This is a genomic window from Clostridium sp. YIM B02500 (assembly GCF_022324665.1).
Classification (GTDB): domain Bacteria; phylum Bacillota; class Clostridia; order Clostridiales; family Clostridiaceae; genus Clostridium; species Clostridium beijerinckii.
Genome location: NZ_JAKGTE010000053.1, coordinates 1 through 20,868, shown reverse-complemented (window position 1 = coordinate 20,868; position 20,868 = coordinate 1). Strand labels below are relative to the sequence as shown.

Here is a 20,868-nt window from a genome sequence, read left to right as displayed (position 1 = left end):
AAAGTCTTTCAGCCCACGGACTTTTTCTCTTATATTATCGACTTCTACTATTCTTCATCAACGTTTTACAATCTTAATTAAATTTTATTTTAATATATTATAACTTCCTGAATTTAGCCTGTCAATACATTATTACTATACTATATTTTTCACAAAATACTCTGCAAGTATTAAATCTTCCGGTGTAGTTATTTTTATGTTTTTATAATCCCCCTCATAAATATAAACTTTATGTCCCAAAAGTTCTACTACACTAGTATCATCAGTAACTGATATACATCTTTTCTTTATTTCTTTATGGCATTCATATATTAGGTTAAAATCAAAAGCTTGGGGCGTTTGAATCGCAACAAGTTCACTTCTAACTAAAGTATCTACTGAAAGATTATTACTATCTTTAATTTTTATAGTATCTTTAGGCATAACTCCAGGCGCTGCAGCTTTATAAAGCTTAGCATATTCAACCGCATCATTTATTATTTTCTGAGATACAAATGGCCTAGCTCCATCATGAATTAATACTATATCGGATTTTTCTAATTTCTCCAAAGCATTATATACTGATTCTTGTCTTTCATTCCCACCAGATACTAAATCATCTATTTTTAATCCATATTTATTTAATACTTCTCTTTTACAATAATCTTTTTCATCTTCAGGCACTACTAAAATGATCTTATCTATCAAATCATTTTCTATAAACTGCTTTAACGTGTAATAAAGAATGGGCGCACCATTCAAATCAATATATTGCTTGCTTTGAATATTGCCCATTCTCTTACCTCTGCCTCCAGCTAATACTATCGCACTAACCATACAGAAAACTCTCCTTAACTTTTAATTATCTTTTGGTTTTGCAAAAATCATTCGTCCAGCTGCTGTTTGAAGAACTGATGTAACTATAACACTTGTTGTTTGTCCTATATATTTTCTTCCACCTTCAACGACAATCATAGTTCCATCTTCTAAATATGCAACACCTTGACTTGATTCTTTTCCATCCTTTACTATATCAATTGTCATTTCTTCACCAGGTAATACTACTGGTTTTATTGCATTTGATAATTCATTTATATTTAATACCGGTACTCCTTGAAACTCAGCCACTTTATTTAGATTATAATCATTAGTTATAACCTTTCCTTCCATCTTTTGTGCAAGTTTAAGCAACTTTGCATCAACTTCTGCAATTTTAGGAAAATCATCTTCTACAATTTGAGTTTCTATAGCTAGCTCTTTTTGTATCTTATTTAATATATCTAGACCTCTTCTTCCCCTATTTCTTTTTAGTGAATCGGAAGAATCGGATATATGCCTTAATTCATCCAATACAAAGTTAGGTATAACCAGTGGTCCTTCAACAAACCCAGTCTCACAAATATCAAATATTCTTCCATCAATTATAACTGATGTATCTAATACTTTTGGAATTCCTTTTATAGATTCTTTTATTACCTCTTTAACTTTTTTCTCTTTAATTACAGGCTTTTTCATATTAACAAGAAGAGCTGTTATATCTTCCTTTTTTTTAATCATTATTTCTGCGCCTATTATAGCAGCTAACACATTTAATAAAATTAATAATATTGGCCCAATTATATTTATATCATTTATTGGTTTTGCAATAAACGTCATAAGAATTAAAGCAATTACAGCTCCAAAAGTTCCATAAATGATTTCAGTTATGCTCATTTTTTGCATACTCTTTTCAATATACTCAATCAAATTAGAAATTCCTTTGTATATAATAGGAGAAATAATATAAAATATAAGTCCAAAGATAAAAGATATAATAATAATAAATAAAACTCTAGTAATAGTGGTTGAAATGTAAGTTAAATTATCAACCTGAGGGATTGTAAGTAATATTTCAGATATGAAATATCCTAGTATCAATCCAATTACAGAAAAAATTCCCCTTAATAGTCTTTTTAACACATACTTCACCTCCTTCTAATTATTTACAATTAGATAGTATTTTAATCATTTTTTCAACATTTCTCTAAGTCATATTAATTATATCATACAATAAGTACCTCTAAAATGAATAAATTATTAAGTTTACTAATAATTTCATTCTACTTTGAAGAATCAAATTAAATCTTAGATCAATAAATCTAAATAAATAGTATTTTCTTTGTAAAAACTAAATCCTATTTAATTTAACACAAATTTAATTATCATATTTCCTTTTTTAATGAAACTTGCTCTTTTATACGTTTCAATCCATCTTTAATGGCAGTAGCTCTCGCTTCTCCTATTCCTTCAACATTATCTAAGTCATTTATATCAGCATCAATTATATTACTTAATTCTTCAAATTCTTTTATAAGATTATCAATAACATTAGATGGTATTCTTGGCACCTTACTCAACATTCTATATCCCTTTGGAGATATTAATGTATCCATAAGTGGAATTCCTCCACGACCTAATGTTCTTGCAACTGCGTCTAATTCTAATAATTCTGAAGAATTTAATTTTTGAATGTGCTCATATACCTCGTTATATTGAAGTCCATCTTTACAGTAATCCCTAATTAGCAATATTCCATCTCTTTCTATATGCTTAACTAATTCATTTAATTGCATTGATATTAATCGTCCTTCATTCCCCAACTCTAGTATATACATATTAATCTCTTCCACTATTCTCATTACCATTTCAGTTCTTTGAATTGCTGTAACTACATCGAATAGTGTTGTTAAGTCTTGAAACTCCAATAAATTCAAGTTATTAATAACACGTTCAAGTACTGCAACATATTTTTCTAGTGTTTGAAGCGCTTGATTTGCCTTTCCAAGAATTACACTACTTTCTCTTAATACATACTTTATATCACCCTTGTACATAGTTATTATATTTCTTCTTTGAGAAATTGCAATTACTATGTTATTCGTTTGCTTAGCTACTCTATGCGCCGTTCTATGCCTAGTTCCTGTTTCATATGTTGGAATAGATGAATCAGGTATTAATTGCGCATTAGCACAAACGATTTTCTTTAAGTCTCCAGTTATGACTATAGCTCCATCCATTTTAGCTAATTCGTATGCATATGATGGTGTATACTCTGAATTAATATAAAAACCGCCATCAACGAGTTTCATAACTTCTTCATCGTCACCAATCACTAATAATCCACCTGTTTTAGCTCTTAATATATTTTCAAGACCTTCCCTTAGTTGAGTGCCTGGGCACATTATCTTTAAGACATTCTTTATTCCTATTCCCTTTTCTATTCTCATACACTCACCCATTTTCTTTAAAAATCATTTTAATACTTTTCTAGATTTATTTAAAATCAAATATTAAACATTTTGACTGATATTATTTTCCGAGTAAATTTAACCTAGGCTCTAGAAACTATAATACTATAATAAATATAATCCCTCAACAACATTTGTTAAATTTAAGTTATAATATATTTATTTGTAAGAAATAGCTCTATCCTCTTCATATTTAATATGGAATTTCTATAATGTTCTAGCTTCTATAAATATTATTTATTACATCCATCAAGGTCTTTAATTCAATTATATCTATTTTCTTTAAGTTACTGCTTTTTCCTATAGAATCCTTTGGAACATAAACCTTTTTAAATCCCATTCTCTCAAGTTCCCTAATCCTACTTTCTAATGATGGTACTTTTTTAAGTTCCCCAGTCAGTCCTACATCTGCTATAAACGCTATATTTGATTCTATCCCCTGCTGCTTTACTGAGGATACTATACTCATTATTACAGCTAAATTAATGCCCTGTTCTCTTATTTTTATACCACCTGTAGTTTTAATAATTACATTCTTATCGTATAAATTAATTCCTCCACGTTGTTCAAGTATAGATATCAAAGTGTTTAATTTATCCTTTCCTAATGTTTCCCCTATTCTTGTAGGATACGGAGTAAAACTCTTCGACACTAAACTTTCTATTTCAGTTATTATTGCTCTTGTTCCTTCTTTAATTACTGTTAATGCACTTCCTGATACAATTTCTCCTTCTTCACGCTTTGTCATGAAGAATTCTGAGGGGTTATCTATTGAAATAATCCCTCTCTCCCCCATTTGAAAGAAGCCATTTTCAATACCACCAAATCTATTTTTAGAACTTACAAGTACTCTTAACTCTTCATCACTATCATCTTCTATTATAAGCACCGTATCAACTAAATGTTCTAAGGCTCTTAGCCCTGCAAGTTCATCACTTTTAGTCATCTGCCCAACTATTATAACCGCTCTTGGCCTTCTATCGTTTTTAGCCATTTGGAGCAATGCATTAGCACATTCCATAGTTTGTGTAGGTGACCCTGCTCTCGCTGGCAAAGATGATTCCATAGTAAATGTTTGTATACTATCTATTATTATAATATCCGGATCTATTTCTTCAACTGCATCTAAAACATTATCAAGACTTGTTTCTTGTAGTACCCATATATCTTCGTGGATTTTATTAAGAATTCTGTCTGCTCTGTTTTTTATCTGACTATCACTTTCTTCCCCTGACGCATAAATTACTTTATATCCTTTTTGGGCGACAGCATCGGAAATTTCAAGAAGAAGTGTTGATTTTCCCGCTCCCGGTCTTGCTGTTATAATTGAAATTGAATCCTTTACGATTCCTCCACCCATAACCCTATCAAATTCATTTATCCCTGTTACTATTCTATCGCTTTTGTTGGAAACTATATCCAAAAGTTTTTTTAACGTTTTTTTTGCTACTTGTCTGGATCTAGTCTCTAAATTTTTTGCTTCAATAGTAATTTCCTCTAATGTATTCCAATTATTGCATGTTGGGCATTTACCAAGCCACTTTATACTTTCAAAACCGCAACTATTACATCTATATAATGTTTTTTTCTTCATAAACCTCTCCCTTCGTTTCTAGATCTTTATTACATCTTACTTTTTTAATAATAATATTAATTACATTATAGCATATTACTTTCTTACTCATATATTTTGAATTAAATATAGCTAGTGCTTAGCCTTCAATCAATTATTATATATAGTGCTTTATAACTATTTTATTTTTTGTTCTTAGAATATTTAATAAATTATTGCAAAAGCTATTATAAAATAGATTAGTAAAGAACAAATATATAATAATATAGAAATTATAATATTAATATCAACACTAGAAAATAAATATAATATATAATTCATCAGTTATGTATTAACTAAATTACTCTATAATGATTATTCTAATAATGAGACAACAATATATAACCAAGTTATAATTTAATTGATAATAAACATCATTATTTTCTAACTATATTGAATGATTATAAAATCTATATTATAATATTAATTACAATATAATAACTATTATTAAGGAGGCGTATTCATTTATGGTGAAAGTATATACTACCAATACTTGTCCTTGGTGCGTTAAAGCAAAAACTTTTCTTAAATCAGAGAACATTGAATTTCAAGAATTAAATGTTCAAGATGATATGGAAGCTAGAGAAGAAATGATAAAAAAGTCTAATCAGATGGGTGTCCCAGTATTAGATATTAATGATAATATTATTATAGGCTTTGATAAGCCTGCTATTCTAAGGGCTTTAGGTAAATAATTAAGAGGCGTATATCCGCCTCTTTTATTTTGGCTTATATAAATTAATATCTGATTTATATTCTCATCTTTAATGCTATTTTCTTTTTCGTAATATATATTTTTCCGCATTTAAAAGGGCAATCGTACCATCTGATACAGCAGTTGTTATTTGCCTATACTTCTTTTGCCTTACGTCCCCTGCTGCATATACTCCTTGAATATTTGTTTGTAAATCTTCATCGGTAATTATATATCCTTGTTCATTCAATTTTATATAATCCTTTACTTCTTTTGTTCTAGGCTCTGTTCCTATATATCCAAAAACTGCATTAACATCTAAGCTACTACTTTCTTGAGTCTTAGTGTCTTTTATAATAACTGATTCCAAAAATTCCTTACCATTGGCTTGAATCAAATCCTTATTTAATAGAACCTCTATTTTAGGATTATTGAAAACTTCATCAATTAATGATTGTTCTCCTTTAAAATAATCATACCTTCTTATTAAGTACACTTTTTCAGCAAACCTAGTTAAAAATATAGACTCCTCTAGTGCAGAATTTCCGCCGCCTACAACAGCAACTTTTTTGCCTTGATAAAGTGCTCCATCACAAATAGCACAGTAATGAATTCCTCTTCCTGAAAATTGTTCTTCTTGAGGAATAGGCAGTTTTCTTGGTGCAGCTCCTGTAGCAATTATTACAGCTTTAGGTTGGTATACATATGATTCAGTTTCTATAATCTTTTCATCATCTGATATATATATCTTTTCAATTGAATCAAATTCATCAATATTTGCTCCAAGATTTCTAGCTTGTTCTTGAAATATGTCAGCTAAATCTCCTCCACCTATACTTTTAAATCCCGGGTAATTCTCTATAGTATAACTATTTCTAACTTGACCTCCCACAAGTTCATTTTCTAACAACAATGTATCCAACTTTGCCCTTCCTGCATACATTGCTGCTGTAAGACCTGCTGGTCCACCCCCAATTATAATTAAATCCAATTCTTTCTTTTCTTTACTCATATCTATTTTCTCCTAATATTTAATACATTTTAAACTACTCAATACCCAAATATTATATTAATCTTTAAACTAAACAGACTATTTCAATGTATAAATAATTTATAGCGTTGAAATAGCCCATTAACATAAATTAATTCTTATTGAGCTCCAAATTGCTTTCAGCCAATCTTTTAAAAATAAGTTTGTTTTCTAACTCACTTACCTTTACCCTATCTCCAATTCTTATATTTCCTTGTAATATTTCCTCACTTAATTTATCTTCTACCTCTTTTATTATTAATCTCCTAAGTGGCCTTGCACCATAATCAAGGTCAATTCCTTTGTTTAGCAGGAACCTTTTACTATTATCTTCAAAGTTTAAGTATATATCTCTGTCTTCAAGCCTTTTTCTTATTGATGCAAGCATTAAATCTATAATTTGATTTAAATCTTCATCACTCAACTTATGGAATACTATTGTATCATCTATTCTATTTAAAAATTCTGGCCTAAATTTTTGCTTTAATTCCCCTAATATATTTTCCTTCATCTTTTCATATTCAGTTTCATTTTCGTTTTTAGAACTAACACTACTAAATCCTATGCTTTTTTGTTTTTTAATTTGATGAGCCCCAACATTTGAAGTCATTATAATTATTGTATTCTTAAAATTAACTATTTTTCCTTTACCATCAGTAAGCCTTCCATCTTCCATAATTTGAAGCAATATATTGAATACCTCTGGATTTGCCTTTTCTATCTCATCTAAAAGAACTATTGAATAAGGTTTTCTTCTAACTGCTTCTGTAAGCTGACCACCTTCTTCATGTCCTACATATCCTGGAGGCGATCCTATTAATCTAGATACCGAATGACCTTCCATGTATTCTGACATATCAATTCTTATAATATTATTTTCATCACCAAACATAGCTTCTGCAAGTGCTTTAGAAAGCTCAGTCTTTCCAACTCCAGTTGGTCCCAAAAATATAAAGCTTCCTATTGGTCTATTAGGATCCTTTATTCCAACTCTTGCCCTTCTGACAGCCCTTGCTATAGATTTAACCGCCTCATTTTGTCCAACGACTCTCTTGTGTAGTATTTCCTCTAATTTTAATAGCCTTTCACTTTCCGATTCAGTTAATTTTTGAATTGGAATCTTAGTCCAAGATGATACTACACTCGCTATCTTTTCTGCATCTACAACTAGTGTCTTTATAGAATTCTGAGTATCCCAACTATCTTTCATATTACCTAACTGCTCTTTTAAAATTCTCTCTTTATCCCTTAAATTCGCAGCTCTCTCAAAGTCTTGAACTCGTATAGCTTCTTCCTTTTCTTTACCTATATTTTCAATTTTTTCTTCTAAATCTTTTAAATCTGGAGGGGCTGTTAAACTTTGGATTCTCACTTTAGCAGCTCCTTCATCAATCAAATCAATGGCTTTATCCGGCATAAATCTATCTGTTATATACCTATCTGCCAAATTAACGGCCGCTTCTAAAGCTTCATCTGTTATTTCAACTCTGTGATGAGCTTCATATTTATCTCTTAATCCTTTAAGAATCTTTAGCGTTTCTTCCTTTGAAGGCTCTCCCACTGTTACAGGTTGAAATCTTCTTTCTAATGCAGAATCCTTTTCAATATACTTTCTATATTCATCTATAGTTGTGGCTCCTATACATTGAATCTCTCCTCTTGCTAAAGCAGGCTTTAATATATTAGATGCATCGATAGCACCTTCTGCTCCTCCTGCTCCTATAATAGTATGAATCTCATCTATAAAAATAATTATATCTTTATCTTTAATTATTTCATCCATAGTTTTCTTAAGTCTTTCCTCAAATTCACCTCTATACTTAGCTCCTGCAATCATAGATGTTAAATCTAAAGAAACAACTCTTTTATTTCTAAGTATCTCTGGAATATTTCCCTCCACTATTCTCTGTGCTAGTCCTTCAACTACAGCAGTTTTACCAACACCTGGTTCCCCAATCAGACACGGGTTATTTTTAATTCTCCTACAAAGAATTTCTAATAACCTTTGAGTTTCATTATCCCTTCCAATTACAGGATCTAGTCCTTGTTCCTTAGATAGTACTGTTAAATCCCTTCCATACTTATCAAGCATTGGAGTATTAGCTTTCTTATTATCAATTATATTTTTATCGCTAGCTTTATCTTCATAAGTACCAGATAAGAATACAAGTAATTCTTCACTTATAATGGTGAAGTTAAGATTCAAGCTTTTTAAGATAGTGTATGCCATTCCTTCTTCTTGATTAAGTAAGGCCAATAAAATGTGTTCAGGGCTAACATATTTATGATTTAATCTTTTTGCTGCTGCGAAACTTTCATCTATTAACCTTTTGGTCCGAGGGGTCAGTAAAATATTATCGTCTGTTTTCTTGATATCCCCATAACCCAAGTATCTTTGTATCATATTTCTAATATTCTCACTATTAACCCCATATTTTTTTAATAACTTAGCAGAATATCCATCTTCTTTTAATATGCCAAGTAATATATGCTCAGTTCCAACATACCCATGTTTAAATTTTTCCGATTCATTTTCAGCTTCTAAAATTACTGCTTGTGCCCTTTCTGTTAATTTATTATATTCCATATACTTTAAACCTCCTATCTTCTCCTTAGGTTAACATTTCTTTCACTAATTTAGCTCTTTCATACTTAATTTCCTTATCATCTAGTGATTTTTTTAAATAATTTTGAAGGGATGAATTAGTAATTAGAATAAATAGTTTATCTAACTTACCCTTATCAATATTTATAATTGATAATTCCGCCCCTAATCTAACATTTGATAATAGTTCAATAGACTCTTTAAAATCCAAAATCATTGCATATTTCAGTATTCCATATGCTCTATATATCTTATCCTCTAATTCATGTCTACATTTACTAAGTAATATTTCTCGGAATTTATTTTCCTCTATTATTATGCTCCAAACTGCTTCTTTTAATTTATTTATAATATTCTCCTCTGTCAAACCTAATGACACTTTATTAAATATTCTGTATAAATTTCCAAAAACCTTTGTACCATCTAAATGAACTCCCTTTATAGCAATTCCTAACTTACCAAGCCTTTTGGATATATTATTAATTTCTTCACTCATACTAAGAGCTGGCAAATGTAATACTACTGAGGCCTTCATTCCTGTTCCGATATTCTCTGGTGATGCTGTTAAATAACCTAATGTTTCATCAAAAGCATAGTCAAAATTTTCTTCTATCTTATCATCAATAACTGTTGCTCTCTCAAAAATTTCTTCTAATTTCAATCCATCACTTACACATTGAAGATTTATATGATCTTTTTCATTTATCATAATGCTAAGATCTTCTTCTTTATTCAATATAAATGAGCCCTTATCAGAATTTTTCAAAAGCTCTTTGCTAATTAGATCCCTTTCTAAATATTGTTTACTAAATTCCTCTTTTGTATTCCAAATCTCATATAACGTAATTTCTTCATTATCCAATTCGTTTTTAAGAACGTTATATACTTCTTTGCCATTTTCTCTACCCTTAATATAGTTTAGCTTATTAGGAAAAGGTAAATTACTAAAGTTTCTAGCTAACAACACTTTGCTACTTAATACTGCCCCAAATCTTTCCTTATCATCTTCCCAGCTATTCATCACAATTGCCCTCCTTTCTATTTATAATTTCCTTAGTGTTACTTTCTAATATATATAATTCTAGTTTTTTAATTTCATCTCTTACTATTGCTGCTCTCTCATATTCCTCTGCTACTATCAATTTTTGCATCTCTTCTTTTAAATCCTTAAGATTTTTTCTTTGAACCAATTCCTTTCCCTTTACCTTAGGAATCTTACCAATATGTTTACTTCCAACTTGTAAGCTCTTTATCCTTGGCTCAAGTACAATATTAAATTCTTTATAACAATCAGTACATCCCAATCTTCCTGATTTCTTAAATTCCTGATAGGTTAACCCACAATTTGGACAAATAATTTCCTTTACTTTATTATTATCTATATTTGATTTACCATTATCTACATTAGATAATATTTCTGTAAGTATGCCTTGAAATGGAACATTTATATTTTGCATTATTGGATTAAAGAACGGAATATTAGCTATATCTTTTGCACAATTTTCACACAACCAAATTTCTTGTTTCTGACCATTCATCACTGTAATTAAATTTATCTTTGCTTCATTTTTTTTACATTTTTCACATAACATATATATCCCCACCTTTAAGATAAAATTATCATAATCATAGCTTTTAAAATATCAGCTCTTACTTTATTTTTATTATCTGCTGAAGTTAAACTTCTATCATTTATTGCTATTTTCATTATTTCACATTCTCTTTCTTCAATAACTCCAGATTCTAATAAGTGATTAAGCAATGCGTTTGCATTATGATATGTTATTGTTTCTCCTATGCTTTGGTTAATTAATTCTTCCCTTCTATTGGAATTATCATCATCCAACTGCTTGATCGCTATATGACCTCCGCCGCCTCTCTTGCTCTCAATTAAATATCCTCTTTCATAGGTAAATCGAGTTGTTAATACATAGTTTATTTGGGACGGCGCGCATCTAAACTGATCTGCTAACTCATTTCTTTGTATAAAAATCACATTATCTCTATTCTCATTAAACATTTGTTTTATAAACTCTTCTATTATATCTGAAAGTCTTGCCATAACATCACCTGCTTAAACCTTTATTTAATTATTTGTTTTTGACTTACTTTGACTTTATAATATTATACTATACTTCTTTTACTTTTTGAAGTATCAATATAAATTTATGATTATTTATAATACTGTATGTTAATAATATTTAATATATTTCAATTTATGGAGGTTTTATATGCAAATTATTTGGTATGGACATTCTTGTTTCCTTATGAAAACATCCATTGGTAAAAGAATTCTAATTGATCCATTTAGCAACAATTTAGGTTATGATAATAATTTCCCTAAATCCGATTTAATTACCATTAGTCATAACCATTTTGATAGTTCATATATTAATGATATAAATAATACAACCAAGATTATTAATGAGAGCGTAAACTTTAACTTAAGCTTCCTTAGCATAGAAGGGTTTGACTCCTTTCATGATAAGTGCAATGGACTAAAAAGAGGCTCAAATATTATTTATATATTTAAGGATGATAAACTTTCCATATGCCATTTAGGACATTTAGGCCATATACCTTGTTCATTGATTTTAGAAAAGCTTAAAAATATTGATATTTTACTTATCCCTATTGGTGGACATTTCACTCTCGACGGTTTTGAGTCTGCGAAACTTTGTAACCTTATTTCCCCAAAATACATAGTTCCTATGCATTATAAAACTAATACAACATCTTTATACTTAGACGACCCTAAGGATTTTATAATATCTATGAAGAACGTAAAAAAAATAAATTCTAATATATTAGATACTTCTGACTTGGATATAAATTCTAACCTTAAGTCTGAATGTATCTTGTTAACACCTCCATATAAATAGTGAAAATAACTATTTCAACTATTTTTAAATAAAAAAAAGACCGCCTAAAGACGATCTCTCTTTTATTACTCTTGGTTTGGAGCTCCCACTGGGCAAACATTAGCACAGTTTCCGCAATCGATACAAGTATCTGCATCAATAACGAATTGAGTATCTCCTTGAGTTATAGCACTAACTGGACATTCTCCAGCGCATGCTCCACAGCTAACACATGAATCATTAATAACAAATGCCATCTAGAACACCTCCTAATAAATTGTGGTAATTAACCTCTTACATTTTAACACGTATTCGTATGTTTTAAAAGTGTTTTGTATTCTAGACTTCTTATTTTTTAATATTGTTATATTATTTACGATTACAAAACAACATATCCTAAATCCTCTATGGAATTTATAATCCTTTCGAGTTTTAAAAAGATATCATTATATATCACTGTTATCTCCCTTCTTGCAAGCGAAATTTCAGTAGCTATTACTCCCGAATTCTTAACAACTGTATCTTGAATTATCTTGGCATCGTCATTAGACTCCATATTACAAATCTTAATAACAGATTTCATAGAAATTCCTCCTATTTTTCATTAATAAGATTTTTTATTAATGTTTTATCTTCCTCTGACTCAACAATCAATTTTATATTATTTTCATCAATTGTGTCTTCATATTTTCCTGAAACGAGCTCTACATCAGTTATTTTGAATTCCTCAACAACTTCCTCGTCTCCTCTTCTAACCTTAACCTTTACCATCTCTTTAACTATTGAATTACCAACAACTTCTCCATTTCCAGCCTCTGTCTTAACAATAGAACCAATCTTAGGCAATCTCTTTCTTATACCTTCATATGTAGTTTGCTCATAGTTCAAACAGCACATCAATCTTCCACATATTCCAGATATCTTGGTTGGATTCAAAGAAAGATTCTGTTCCTTTGCCATTTTTATTGACACAGATGCAAAGTCTCCTAAGAATGTAGAGCAGCACATAGGCCTACCACATGGTCCAAGTCCTCCAACCATTTTAGCCTCATCTCTTACTCCTATTTGTCTTAATTCTATTCTGGTTTTAAATATAGTAGCTAGATCCTTAACTAATTCTCTAAAATCTACTCTGCCATCTGCTGTAAAGTAGAATATAACCTTATGATTATCAAATGTATACTCTACATCTATTAATTTCATATTTAATTTATGTTCTTGAATTTTAGCTAAACATATATCTAATGCTTCTTTTTCTTTATCCTTATTTTCTTTATGTTTTCTAATATCATCCTCATCAGCAATTCTAATAACATTCTTTAAAGGTGATACTATATCTTCCTCTTTTATCTCCTTAATTCCTATAACGCATTCACCAAATTCTATACCTCTAGCTGTCTCTACTATTACATAATTGCCCTTTTTTATATCCAATTCTAATGGACTAAAGTAGTAAATTTTTCCTGCCTTCTTGAATCTTACGCCTATAACTTTTATCATTAATTATACCTCCGCAAAGCCCATAAGCAAAACACTTATGACCATTGAATAGTTCGTATTACTATTAAAATTTATTCTAGCTTCTTTTATGTATTCTAACATACTATTTAATTTCTTATAAGATATTCCTCTTGATATATTTTTTATCTTATATATTTTATCAAAATTAACAACGAGTTCACTATCATTAAGTTCTTTAAGAAGTAAGATATCTCTTATATATGATAGAAGTATATTTAGTAACTCTAATTTATCTTCTTTTGCACTTTTTAATAATTCTTCATACTTTAATATAATACCTTTTTGTCTACTTACGATATCTTCAAATAATTCTATACATATATCTCTCAAATTTCTCAACTTATCATCGCTAAAAAATCTATCTACATTTCCAGGTATTCCAGCACTATAAGCTAATGCAGCTTTTTTATCATCTTCACTTAAATTATTATATTTTTCCTCAAGGTAACTCAAAATTTCTTCTTTATTTAATGGTGTTAACCTATATATTTGGCAACGCGATTTTATGGTATCTAAAATTACTTCTAAAGAATCACTTAGTAATATTAAATGTACACCTCTTGGTGGTTCTTCAATAGTTTTTAATAATGCATTTTGAGCTTGAACTGTTAGCTTGTCACATTTATATAATATTAATACCTTTTTATCACCTTCATAAGGCTTTTTATTGACTTCACTTATAATGTTTCTCACATCATCAACACCAAATGAATTGGAATTAGGAGAATATCTTACAATATCAACACTCTCTACACCATTTCTCTCTTTAATAATCTGGTTTGAAAGATACTTAGCTACTATACTTTTTCCTATTCCATCATTACCAATTATTAGATTTGCATGAGAAAATGAATCCTTTTGTCTTCTATTATTTATATTATCGATAATATTTTTATGTCCGATTATCTTTCTCAATGCTTATCTCTCCTTGATATCATATTTTTACGAACTTATCCACATCAATTACGAATACAGTAGCACCTCCCACGCTAATTTGCACTGGGTATTGTTGCATATATCCACTTTCACTTCCCCCAAGGGTAGTTGGTGTGACTACTGTCTCATTTCGCTTTCTACATACATTCCTAATAACATCAATAACAAGTTCAACTTTTTCCTCTTCAATTCCTACCAATAATGTAGTATTACCAGATTTAAGAAATCCTCCTGTAGTTGCTAATTTTGTAACTCTATAATCCTCTTCTGTTAAAGCCTCTATGACATCTGCTGAATCTTCATCCTGAACAATTGCAATTATCAATTTCATTTTAATTCCCACCCTTAAACTAATAATAATTTACTACATACTATTTTACCACAAATAGGTGGCTTTTTATTACTTAGTTTATATTTGTCCATATTTTAGGTCTTAGTATATTTTTTATTTGATTAATCACATTTTCTTTAGTATTATTTGCATCTATCTTAACAATTCTATGATTATTATTTTTATAAACAATATCATATCCTTCTCTAACTCTTTCATGAAACTCTAACTTTTCTATATCTAATCTATTTACTTCTCTGCAATCATTATTAGCTATTCTAGCCAATCCTATTTTAGGATCAAGATCAAATAGCACTGACATATCTGGCATGTACTCACCAATAGCAAATTTATTTATACTTAAAACTTCTTCTATTCCTAAATTTCTCGCATAACCCTGATACGCCAAAGAAGAATCTATAAACCTATCACAAAGAACTATTACACCTTGATTCAATGCTGGTATCACTTTTTCTACAAGGTGTTGTCTTCTCGCCGCTGCATATAATAGTGCTTCTGTTTTAGCATCCATCTCCTTGTTATCTGTGCTTAAAATAACTTGTCTTATTTGCTCTGATATTTTAATTCCGCCTGGCTCCCTCGTCTTTATACATTCAAAATTATTTTCTGTAATCCAATCATATATTGCGTCAATTGCCGTTGTTTTTCCGGTTCCCTCGCCACCTTCAAAAACTATAAATAAACCTTTTTTCATCTTAACGTACCCCTCTATATATTAGCGTTTAAATGTAAGAATTTAATTTCTAAGCATGTTCGCTAAATAAGATTATCCTAACATTATCTTTATAATAATCATAATCTGGACCCTCTGCATTTGTATTAACAATTTTCTCTTCACATGCTTTACAAATTTTTTCTCCATTTAATATTATACCATCGCAATCACTTGCTCCACATAAAAAACATGATTTATTTGTATCCTCCATTAGTAATTCCCCCTTAATTTTATGATTCTTATAAAATTATTACCAATTATGTAGACTTTATACACTCTCTGGATGTTAATAACTTCTATATAGATATTTTTTAAATTTTTGGTAATACTAATAAAGGGCAATATATAATTACACAATTAATGCTGAATTTAATACAAATTACATAATGTAAATATAGCTTGCAAAAATATCTTATATTATTAAATTTTCAAATAATAATTTGCTCATAATATTTAAAGTGATAGCTATATTAAGCTTATATTTAATACAGCTACTACCATGTTAACAATAAAAACATTAATATGAAAGGAGAACTTACTGTAAAACGAAGCAAAACCTGTACTATATACAAGATCTAGTAATTTATTTTGCAAGTTTTAAGTAAGAAATTGCGCTTATGAAAAACAAAATTATTTCATTTTTATCTACTTGTGCTGACGATATTAAAAATCTCTGTACCTATTTATATGAGAATCCTGAAAAAAGTTATAGTGAAGTTAACGCGTCTAATTGCATATGCAATTTATTAAATAAATACAAATTTGAAGTTGATAGAAATTTTTTTAACATTAACAATTCCTTTATAGCAAAGAAAGGCCAAGGTCATCCTAAAATATGCTATCTATGTGAGTATGATGCTATCGAAAATGAAGGTCATATTACCGGGCATAATATGGTTACTGCAATGTCAGTATCTGCGACGTTAGCTTTAGGAAGTGTTATAGATGACATCGGAGGTTCTGTAATACTGGTAGGTTGCCCCGGTGAATACTTTGGCGGGACTAAAGGGACAATGGTAAAACAAGGACTATTTGATGACATAGATGTTGTAATGGTAGCACACCCTGACACATGTACATGTGAAAGTGGCTCTTCATCAGCAATTATCCCATTAGGGCTTAAGTTTGAAAGCGAAAGCAAGTTGAGTTTTTTAAATCAGAATTCTTATACATCGTTAGATGCCGTTTTACTAACTCTTAATATTTTAAACTCCATAAAAAAAGGATTTCCCGATAATTTAGAAATAAATTCGGTTATATCTAATGGTGGGTATACAACATTGCTATTACCAGCAGATTCTGAAATTAAATTTTGCATTCGTGCATCTAACACCAAAACTGCTAATGAGGCTTATGATAAAATAAGAAAAATTGCAAATAATGTAACAACATTAATAGATATTCCTAATAAATTTTTCTTATATGAGTCTCCTAATAAGGAACTAATAACCAATAGGACCCTAAATAGACTATTTAGTCATAACCTTAAAGAAAGTGGAATAATAAATATTAATCCATCAAAAGATATATATGCCGGATTAAGCATTGGAGATGTAAGTCATAAGGTTCCTTGTATACATCCGTATATATCTATAATAGATGATGAAAATATTAAATATGGAAGCCTAGATTTCGCAAAAGCAACTACATCTGAATTTGCTTTAAAACAATGCAATATAGCAGCTACAGCTCTTGCATTAACTGCTATTGACTTGATACAAAATGAAACTTTACTCTCTGAAGTTAAATCTGAATTCTTTAATAATAGAAATTGCTAATAAAAAAATTATAAGATATGGTATCTTAAAAATAATATAATATATACCTTTAATAGTAATAAAGTCCGTATATTATATTGATTTATATTTTAAGGTACCATATTTCACTTCATAGATTCTAGCATCATAAAAAAAGCAAACGTAAAACCCTTTGGTATATTTCCACCTTAAACTTACAGAATAATAAAAATAATAGGATGCTAAAAGAAACGCCATGTTGTGTTTACAAACCATCTTATAATAGTATAATATTAGTTGTACTGCTTAGGAGGTGTATAAATTGATTCAAATCTATAAAAGCGAAAATGAATTTGATCCTTCCCTAAAATTAATAGATACGATAGAAAATGGTGCTTGGATAAATCTTATTGCTCCATCTGCTGAAGAACTAATATTAATATCAAAGAAAACAGGTGTGCCCCTGGAATTCTTGAAAGCAGCTTTAGATGATGAAGAAACTTCACGTATCGATATTGAAGAGGATTCATTATTAATAATAGTGGATATACCGTTTACCGAAATGGAAGATAACTCTCTTACTTATGATACATACCCATTATCAATAATACATACTAATAAACAATTGATAACTGTATGCTTAAAAAACAGTAAAATCCTAACGGATTTTGCTAATAACAAAATTAAATCTTTTTATACATTTAAAAAATCAAGATTTACATTACAAATACTAAATAGAATATCAACATACTATTTACTTTATTTGCGTCAAATAGATAAAAAAAGTTTAATGATTGAAAAAAGGCTTCATAAATCTATGAAAAATAGAGAGCTTATACAATTACATTCTCTGGAAAAATCACTTGTTTATTTTTCAACTTCACTAAAGGCTAATGAAATTACTTTAGAGAAAATGCTGAAATTAGAGCTTATGCAAAAATATGAAGAAGATAAAGATGTTTTGGAAGATGTAATTATAGAAAATAAACAAGCTATAGAAATGACTGAAATCTATAGTAATATATTAGCTAGTACAATGGATTTTTTTGCTTCTGTTATATCAAATAACTTAAATATTGTTATGAAAGTACTTGCATCAGTTACAATTCTTATGGCAATACCGACTATAATAGGTGGAATATTTGGTATGAATATAGCATTACCATTATCTGCAGATAATCCACATGCATTCTCTATAGTTATGGGCGTAACTGTTGGCATTTGTGGACTTGTTGCCTTTATATTATATAAAAAAGATATGTTTAACTAACATATCTTTTTTATAATATCTTATAACTACTCTTATCACCTAAGCCTTAGTTGTAGCATCTTGAGTGCAGATATCCTTTTGGAGTTTTTCTACTCCTTTATATGATCTAAGTTCAGCTTCTATATCTTCAAGTGAACGATTACGTGTTTCAAATACCTTAGACTGAACAAACCAAATTGCTGCAAAACATATTACACCATAACCTATAAACAAACTACCTGTACCAAAGTAATTCAATAATACTGGAAATGTCAATGATACCATCATATTAGCACTCCAATTAATTACACTACTGAATGAATTACCTAAGCCGCGAATATTTAATGGAAATACTTCTCCTACCATGACCCACATTACAGGTCCCCAAGTAGCTGAAAAGAAAGCAATGTAAATAGTTAATGCAATAACACATATGATTGAGGCAACGAAAGATCCATTAGAGAATTTCATTGAAATACTCATAATCAAGAGCGAAACGCCCATTCCAATAGCACCATAAATAAGCATCTTTTTACGATCAATTTTATCCATAATGGCTACAGCTATAGCAGTAATTATTATATTAAAAACTCCAATTCCAATATGAGCGAGTAAAGCTGCTTGCACCCCAAATCCAACATCAGTAAATATAGTTGGTGCATAATAAAGAACTGTGTTACAACCCATAATCTGCTGAAAAACAGCCAAACCAAAGCCTATGACTAATGCCGGGCGTACAAATTCGCTAAATAGCTCTTTAACTCCACCACTTTTAATCTCGGCTTGTTTTTTTATTTGAGCTAATTCATAATTAACAGCACCTTTATCATGTTTATTCATATGTTCTAGTATACTTCTTGCTTCGTCTACTCGTCCATCTTTTACTAAAAATCTAGGACTTTCTGGTAACACAAGTGCACCTATTAAAAGAACTGCTGCTGGAATAGCTGCGAACCCTAACATCACTCGCCAACCAGTATATAAATCTGAAAATGCATAATTCGTAATATAAGCCAATAGAATTCCGCTCATAACCATTAGCTGAAACAAACTTGATATGGTTCCACGTTTTTCAGATGGTGATAATTCAGCTAAATAAGTTGGAATTAGAGCTGAAGATGCACCAACTGCGACACCAAGAATGATTCTAAATATAATTAATGACCAAATTTCTGGAGCAAATGCTGATCCAAGTGCGCCGACAAAGAAGATAACAGCCGATGTAAGAATTAGCTTTATACGGCCATATTTATCAGACATAGGACCAATGATTGCAGCCCCAAGAATAGCTCCTAATAATACAGAACTTACAACCCATCCTTGCTGCCATGAATCAAGGTGCATTTGTTCTTGAATAAATAAAATAGCTCCTGAAATAACTCCAGTATCATAACCAAACAAAAGCCCACTAAGTGCAGCGAAAATATATATTACAGAGTTACTAATTTTTATTTTCATTAAAATCATCTCCCATTTTTTATTTCATTTGATTTAAATTCGTATATTTCTAGTGCGTTTATAATATTCCTAAAATTTCTTCGTTCGGAAGACTATTTTTATCGTTTACAAAAGATACATTAGTTGCCTAGTATATTTATAATTTGACTTCCATAAAACTTGGTAAAAATAACTAGCAAGGCCAATTTTCTCTTACATTCTTTAAATAATGCTGTACTAGTTTTTATTCATATTTATCATATCGATAAATATACCTTCTATTAATAATCTTAATAATGCATGCATATCTATTAGCTTTTAGAAAAATAGGTACCCAATATTTATTTTCCTTAAATTTAGTATAGCACTCTTTGAAACCTTTTTCAATAAACTTTAAAAAGTAATTTAAAAAGTAATTTAAAAATTTATTTAATATATATTTATGATAATATCCTACCTTTTCAATTATAGTAAACCAATTTAACTAATGTAATACCATTAAATATATAAATTCAATCGCTGCAACACATGTCATGTGATATATAATTCATTAATTCACTCTATTAGTGACTCATTAACTTATAATATTTCTATGTAATTAATTCAATTTTAAATTATAGATTTCCATAAAGCTTATTATATACATAAAAAATAGCCTATGTATCAACTATTTAGTTAATACATAAGCTATCTTAAATAAATTGGAGGCGCCACCCAGATTTGAACTGGGGAATAAAGGTTTTGCAGACCTCTGCCTTACCACTTGGCTATAGCGCCATTATGGTGGCTCGAACTGGAATCGAACCAGTGACACGAGGATTTTCAGTCCTCTGCTCTACCGACTGAGCTATCGA

General features: G+C 29.6%; 21 protein-coding genes and 1 tRNA gene. 4 read left to right on the top strand and 18 right to left on the bottom strand.

Annotation, left to right across the window (positions count from 1 at the left end; all coding sequences use genetic code 11):
- Window positions 1-135: 135 nt before the first annotated feature.
- The 4 genes from ispD to radA all read right to left on the bottom strand — a co-directional run bounded on the left by ispD (window position 136) and on the right by radA (window position 4,860).
- Window positions 136-816 carry a 2-C-methyl-D-erythritol 4-phosphate cytidylyltransferase gene (gene ispD, locus L1S46_RS25040; protein ID WP_238901278.1) on the bottom strand — a complete coding sequence of 227 codons (681 nt, stop codon included), beginning with the start codon at window positions 814-816 and terminating at the stop codon, window positions 136-138.
- Window positions 817-837: 21 nt separating this feature from the next.
- Window positions 838-1,938: a PIN/TRAM domain-containing protein gene (locus L1S46_RS25035; RefSeq protein ID WP_011967491.1), complete on the bottom strand. Its 1,101-nt coding sequence runs from the start codon at window positions 1,936-1,938 to the stop codon at window positions 838-840.
- Window positions 1,939-2,180: 242 nt separating this feature from the next.
- Complete coding sequence (gene disA / locus L1S46_RS25030) at window positions 2,181-3,245, bottom strand: DNA integrity scanning diadenylate cyclase DisA (protein ID WP_011967490.1); 1,065 nt, start codon at window positions 3,243-3,245, stop codon at window positions 2,181-2,183.
- Window positions 3,246-3,483: 238 nt separating this feature from the next.
- The gene (gene radA, locus L1S46_RS25025; RefSeq protein ID WP_238901277.1) at window positions 3,484-4,860 is read right to left on the bottom strand and encodes a DNA repair protein RadA; all 1,377 of its coding nucleotides are present in this window, start codon (window positions 4,858-4,860) and stop codon (window positions 3,484-3,486) included.
- 485 nt (window positions 4,861-5,345) lie between these two features.
- Here radA and L1S46_RS25020 point away from each other — a divergent pair, with 485 nt between their 5' ends.
- The gene (locus L1S46_RS25020; RefSeq protein WP_041893448.1) at window positions 5,346-5,573 is read left to right on the top strand and encodes a glutaredoxin family protein; all 228 of its coding nucleotides are present in this window, start codon (window positions 5,346-5,348) and stop codon (window positions 5,571-5,573) included.
- Window positions 5,574-5,648: 75 nt separating this feature from the next.
- On the opposite strand, the gene trxB is transcribed toward L1S46_RS25020, so the two are convergent.
- The 5 genes from trxB to L1S46_RS24995 all read right to left on the bottom strand — a co-directional run bounded on the left by trxB (window position 5,649) and on the right by L1S46_RS24995 (window position 11,269).
- Window positions 5,649-6,584, bottom strand: a complete 936-nt coding sequence (trxB, locus tag L1S46_RS25015) for a thioredoxin-disulfide reductase (RefSeq protein WP_238901276.1) — start codon at window positions 6,582-6,584, stop codon at window positions 5,649-5,651.
- A 130-nt stretch (window positions 6,585-6,714) separates the two neighbouring features.
- Entirely contained in the window at window positions 6,715-9,189 is a 2,475-nt protein-coding gene (locus tag L1S46_RS25010) for an ATP-dependent Clp protease ATP-binding subunit (protein ID WP_065418335.1), read from the bottom strand.
- 25 nt (window positions 9,190-9,214) lie between these two features.
- Window positions 9,215-10,228 carry a protein arginine kinase gene (locus L1S46_RS25005; protein WP_087703326.1) on the bottom strand — a complete coding sequence of 338 codons (1,014 nt, stop codon included), beginning with the start codon at window positions 10,226-10,228 and terminating at the stop codon, window positions 9,215-9,217.
- Window positions 10,221-10,799 (bottom strand): UvrB/UvrC motif-containing protein, encoded by a 579-nt coding sequence (locus L1S46_RS25000; RefSeq protein ID WP_011967484.1) that lies wholly within the window; start codon window positions 10,797-10,799, stop codon window positions 10,221-10,223. Before L1S46_RS25000 ends, L1S46_RS25005 begins: the two co-directional genes overlap by 8 nt.
- A gap of 14 nt (window positions 10,800-10,813) precedes the next feature.
- A complete protein-coding gene (locus L1S46_RS24995; RefSeq protein ID WP_011967483.1) occupies window positions 10,814-11,269 on the bottom strand; it encodes a CtsR family transcriptional regulator in 456 nt (151 codons plus the stop codon).
- 169 nt (window positions 11,270-11,438) lie between these two features.
- Between L1S46_RS24995 and L1S46_RS24990 the strand changes: the two genes are divergently transcribed.
- Window positions 11,439-12,089: an MBL fold metallo-hydrolase gene (locus tag L1S46_RS24990; protein WP_238901275.1), complete on the top strand. Its 651-nt coding sequence runs from the start codon at window positions 11,439-11,441 to the stop codon at window positions 12,087-12,089.
- A 65-nt stretch (window positions 12,090-12,154) separates the two neighbouring features.
- On the opposite strand, the gene L1S46_RS24985 is transcribed toward L1S46_RS24990, so the two are convergent.
- The 7 genes from L1S46_RS24985 to L1S46_RS24955 form a co-directional block, all read right to left on the bottom strand.
- On the bottom strand, window positions 12,155-12,325 hold the full coding sequence (locus L1S46_RS24985) for a 4Fe-4S binding protein (protein WP_008426524.1): 171 nt from the start codon (window positions 12,323-12,325) through the stop codon (window positions 12,155-12,157).
- Window positions 12,326-12,447: 122 nt separating this feature from the next.
- The gene (locus tag L1S46_RS24980) at window positions 12,448-12,651 is read right to left on the bottom strand and encodes a ferredoxin (RefSeq protein WP_343073102.1); all 204 of its coding nucleotides are present in this window, start codon (window positions 12,649-12,651) and stop codon (window positions 12,448-12,450) included.
- 11 nt (window positions 12,652-12,662) lie between these two features.
- Complete coding sequence (locus L1S46_RS24975) at window positions 12,663-13,568, bottom strand: stage 0 sporulation family protein (RefSeq protein WP_023976584.1); 906 nt, start codon at window positions 13,566-13,568, stop codon at window positions 12,663-12,665.
- A gap of 3 nt (window positions 13,569-13,571) precedes the next feature.
- Window positions 13,572-14,504: a DNA polymerase III subunit delta' gene (locus L1S46_RS24970; RefSeq protein WP_011967479.1), complete on the bottom strand. Its 933-nt coding sequence runs from the start codon at window positions 14,502-14,504 to the stop codon at window positions 13,572-13,574.
- A gap of 19 nt (window positions 14,505-14,523) precedes the next feature.
- On the bottom strand, window positions 14,524-14,856 hold the full coding sequence (locus L1S46_RS24965) for a cyclic-di-AMP receptor (RefSeq protein ID WP_011967478.1): 333 nt from the start codon (window positions 14,854-14,856) through the stop codon (window positions 14,524-14,526).
- A gap of 73 nt (window positions 14,857-14,929) precedes the next feature.
- Entirely contained in the window at window positions 14,930-15,571 is a 642-nt protein-coding gene (gene tmk / locus L1S46_RS24960) for a dTMP kinase (protein ID WP_238901273.1), read from the bottom strand.
- Window positions 15,572-15,620: 49 nt separating this feature from the next.
- Entirely contained in the window at window positions 15,621-15,803 is a 183-nt protein-coding gene (locus L1S46_RS24955) for a sigma factor G inhibitor Gin (RefSeq protein WP_238901272.1), read from the bottom strand.
- 406 nt (window positions 15,804-16,209) lie between these two features.
- Between L1S46_RS24955 and L1S46_RS24950 the strand changes: the two genes are divergently transcribed.
- Together L1S46_RS24950 and L1S46_RS24945 are read left to right on the top strand one after the other, a co-directional pair.
- Window positions 16,210-17,370, top strand: a complete 1,161-nt coding sequence (locus tag L1S46_RS24950; RefSeq protein ID WP_238901271.1) for a M20 family peptidase — start codon at window positions 16,210-16,212, stop codon at window positions 17,368-17,370.
- 280 nt (window positions 17,371-17,650) lie between these two features.
- A complete protein-coding gene (locus L1S46_RS24945) occupies window positions 17,651-18,598 on the top strand; it encodes a magnesium transporter CorA family protein (protein WP_238901270.1) in 948 nt (315 codons plus the stop codon).
- Window positions 18,599-18,637: 39 nt separating this feature from the next.
- Here L1S46_RS24945 and L1S46_RS24940 read toward each other — a convergent pair whose 3' ends face one another.
- Both L1S46_RS24940 and L1S46_RS24935 read right to left on the bottom strand, forming a co-directional pair.
- The gene (locus L1S46_RS24940; RefSeq protein WP_077830980.1) at window positions 18,638-20,035 is read right to left on the bottom strand and encodes a sugar porter family MFS transporter; all 1,398 of its coding nucleotides are present in this window, start codon (window positions 20,033-20,035) and stop codon (window positions 18,638-18,640) included.
- A gap of 681 nt (window positions 20,036-20,716) precedes the next feature.
- A tRNA-Cys gene (locus L1S46_RS24935) sits at window positions 20,717-20,791 on the bottom strand.
- Window positions 20,792-20,868 lie beyond the last annotated feature (77 nt).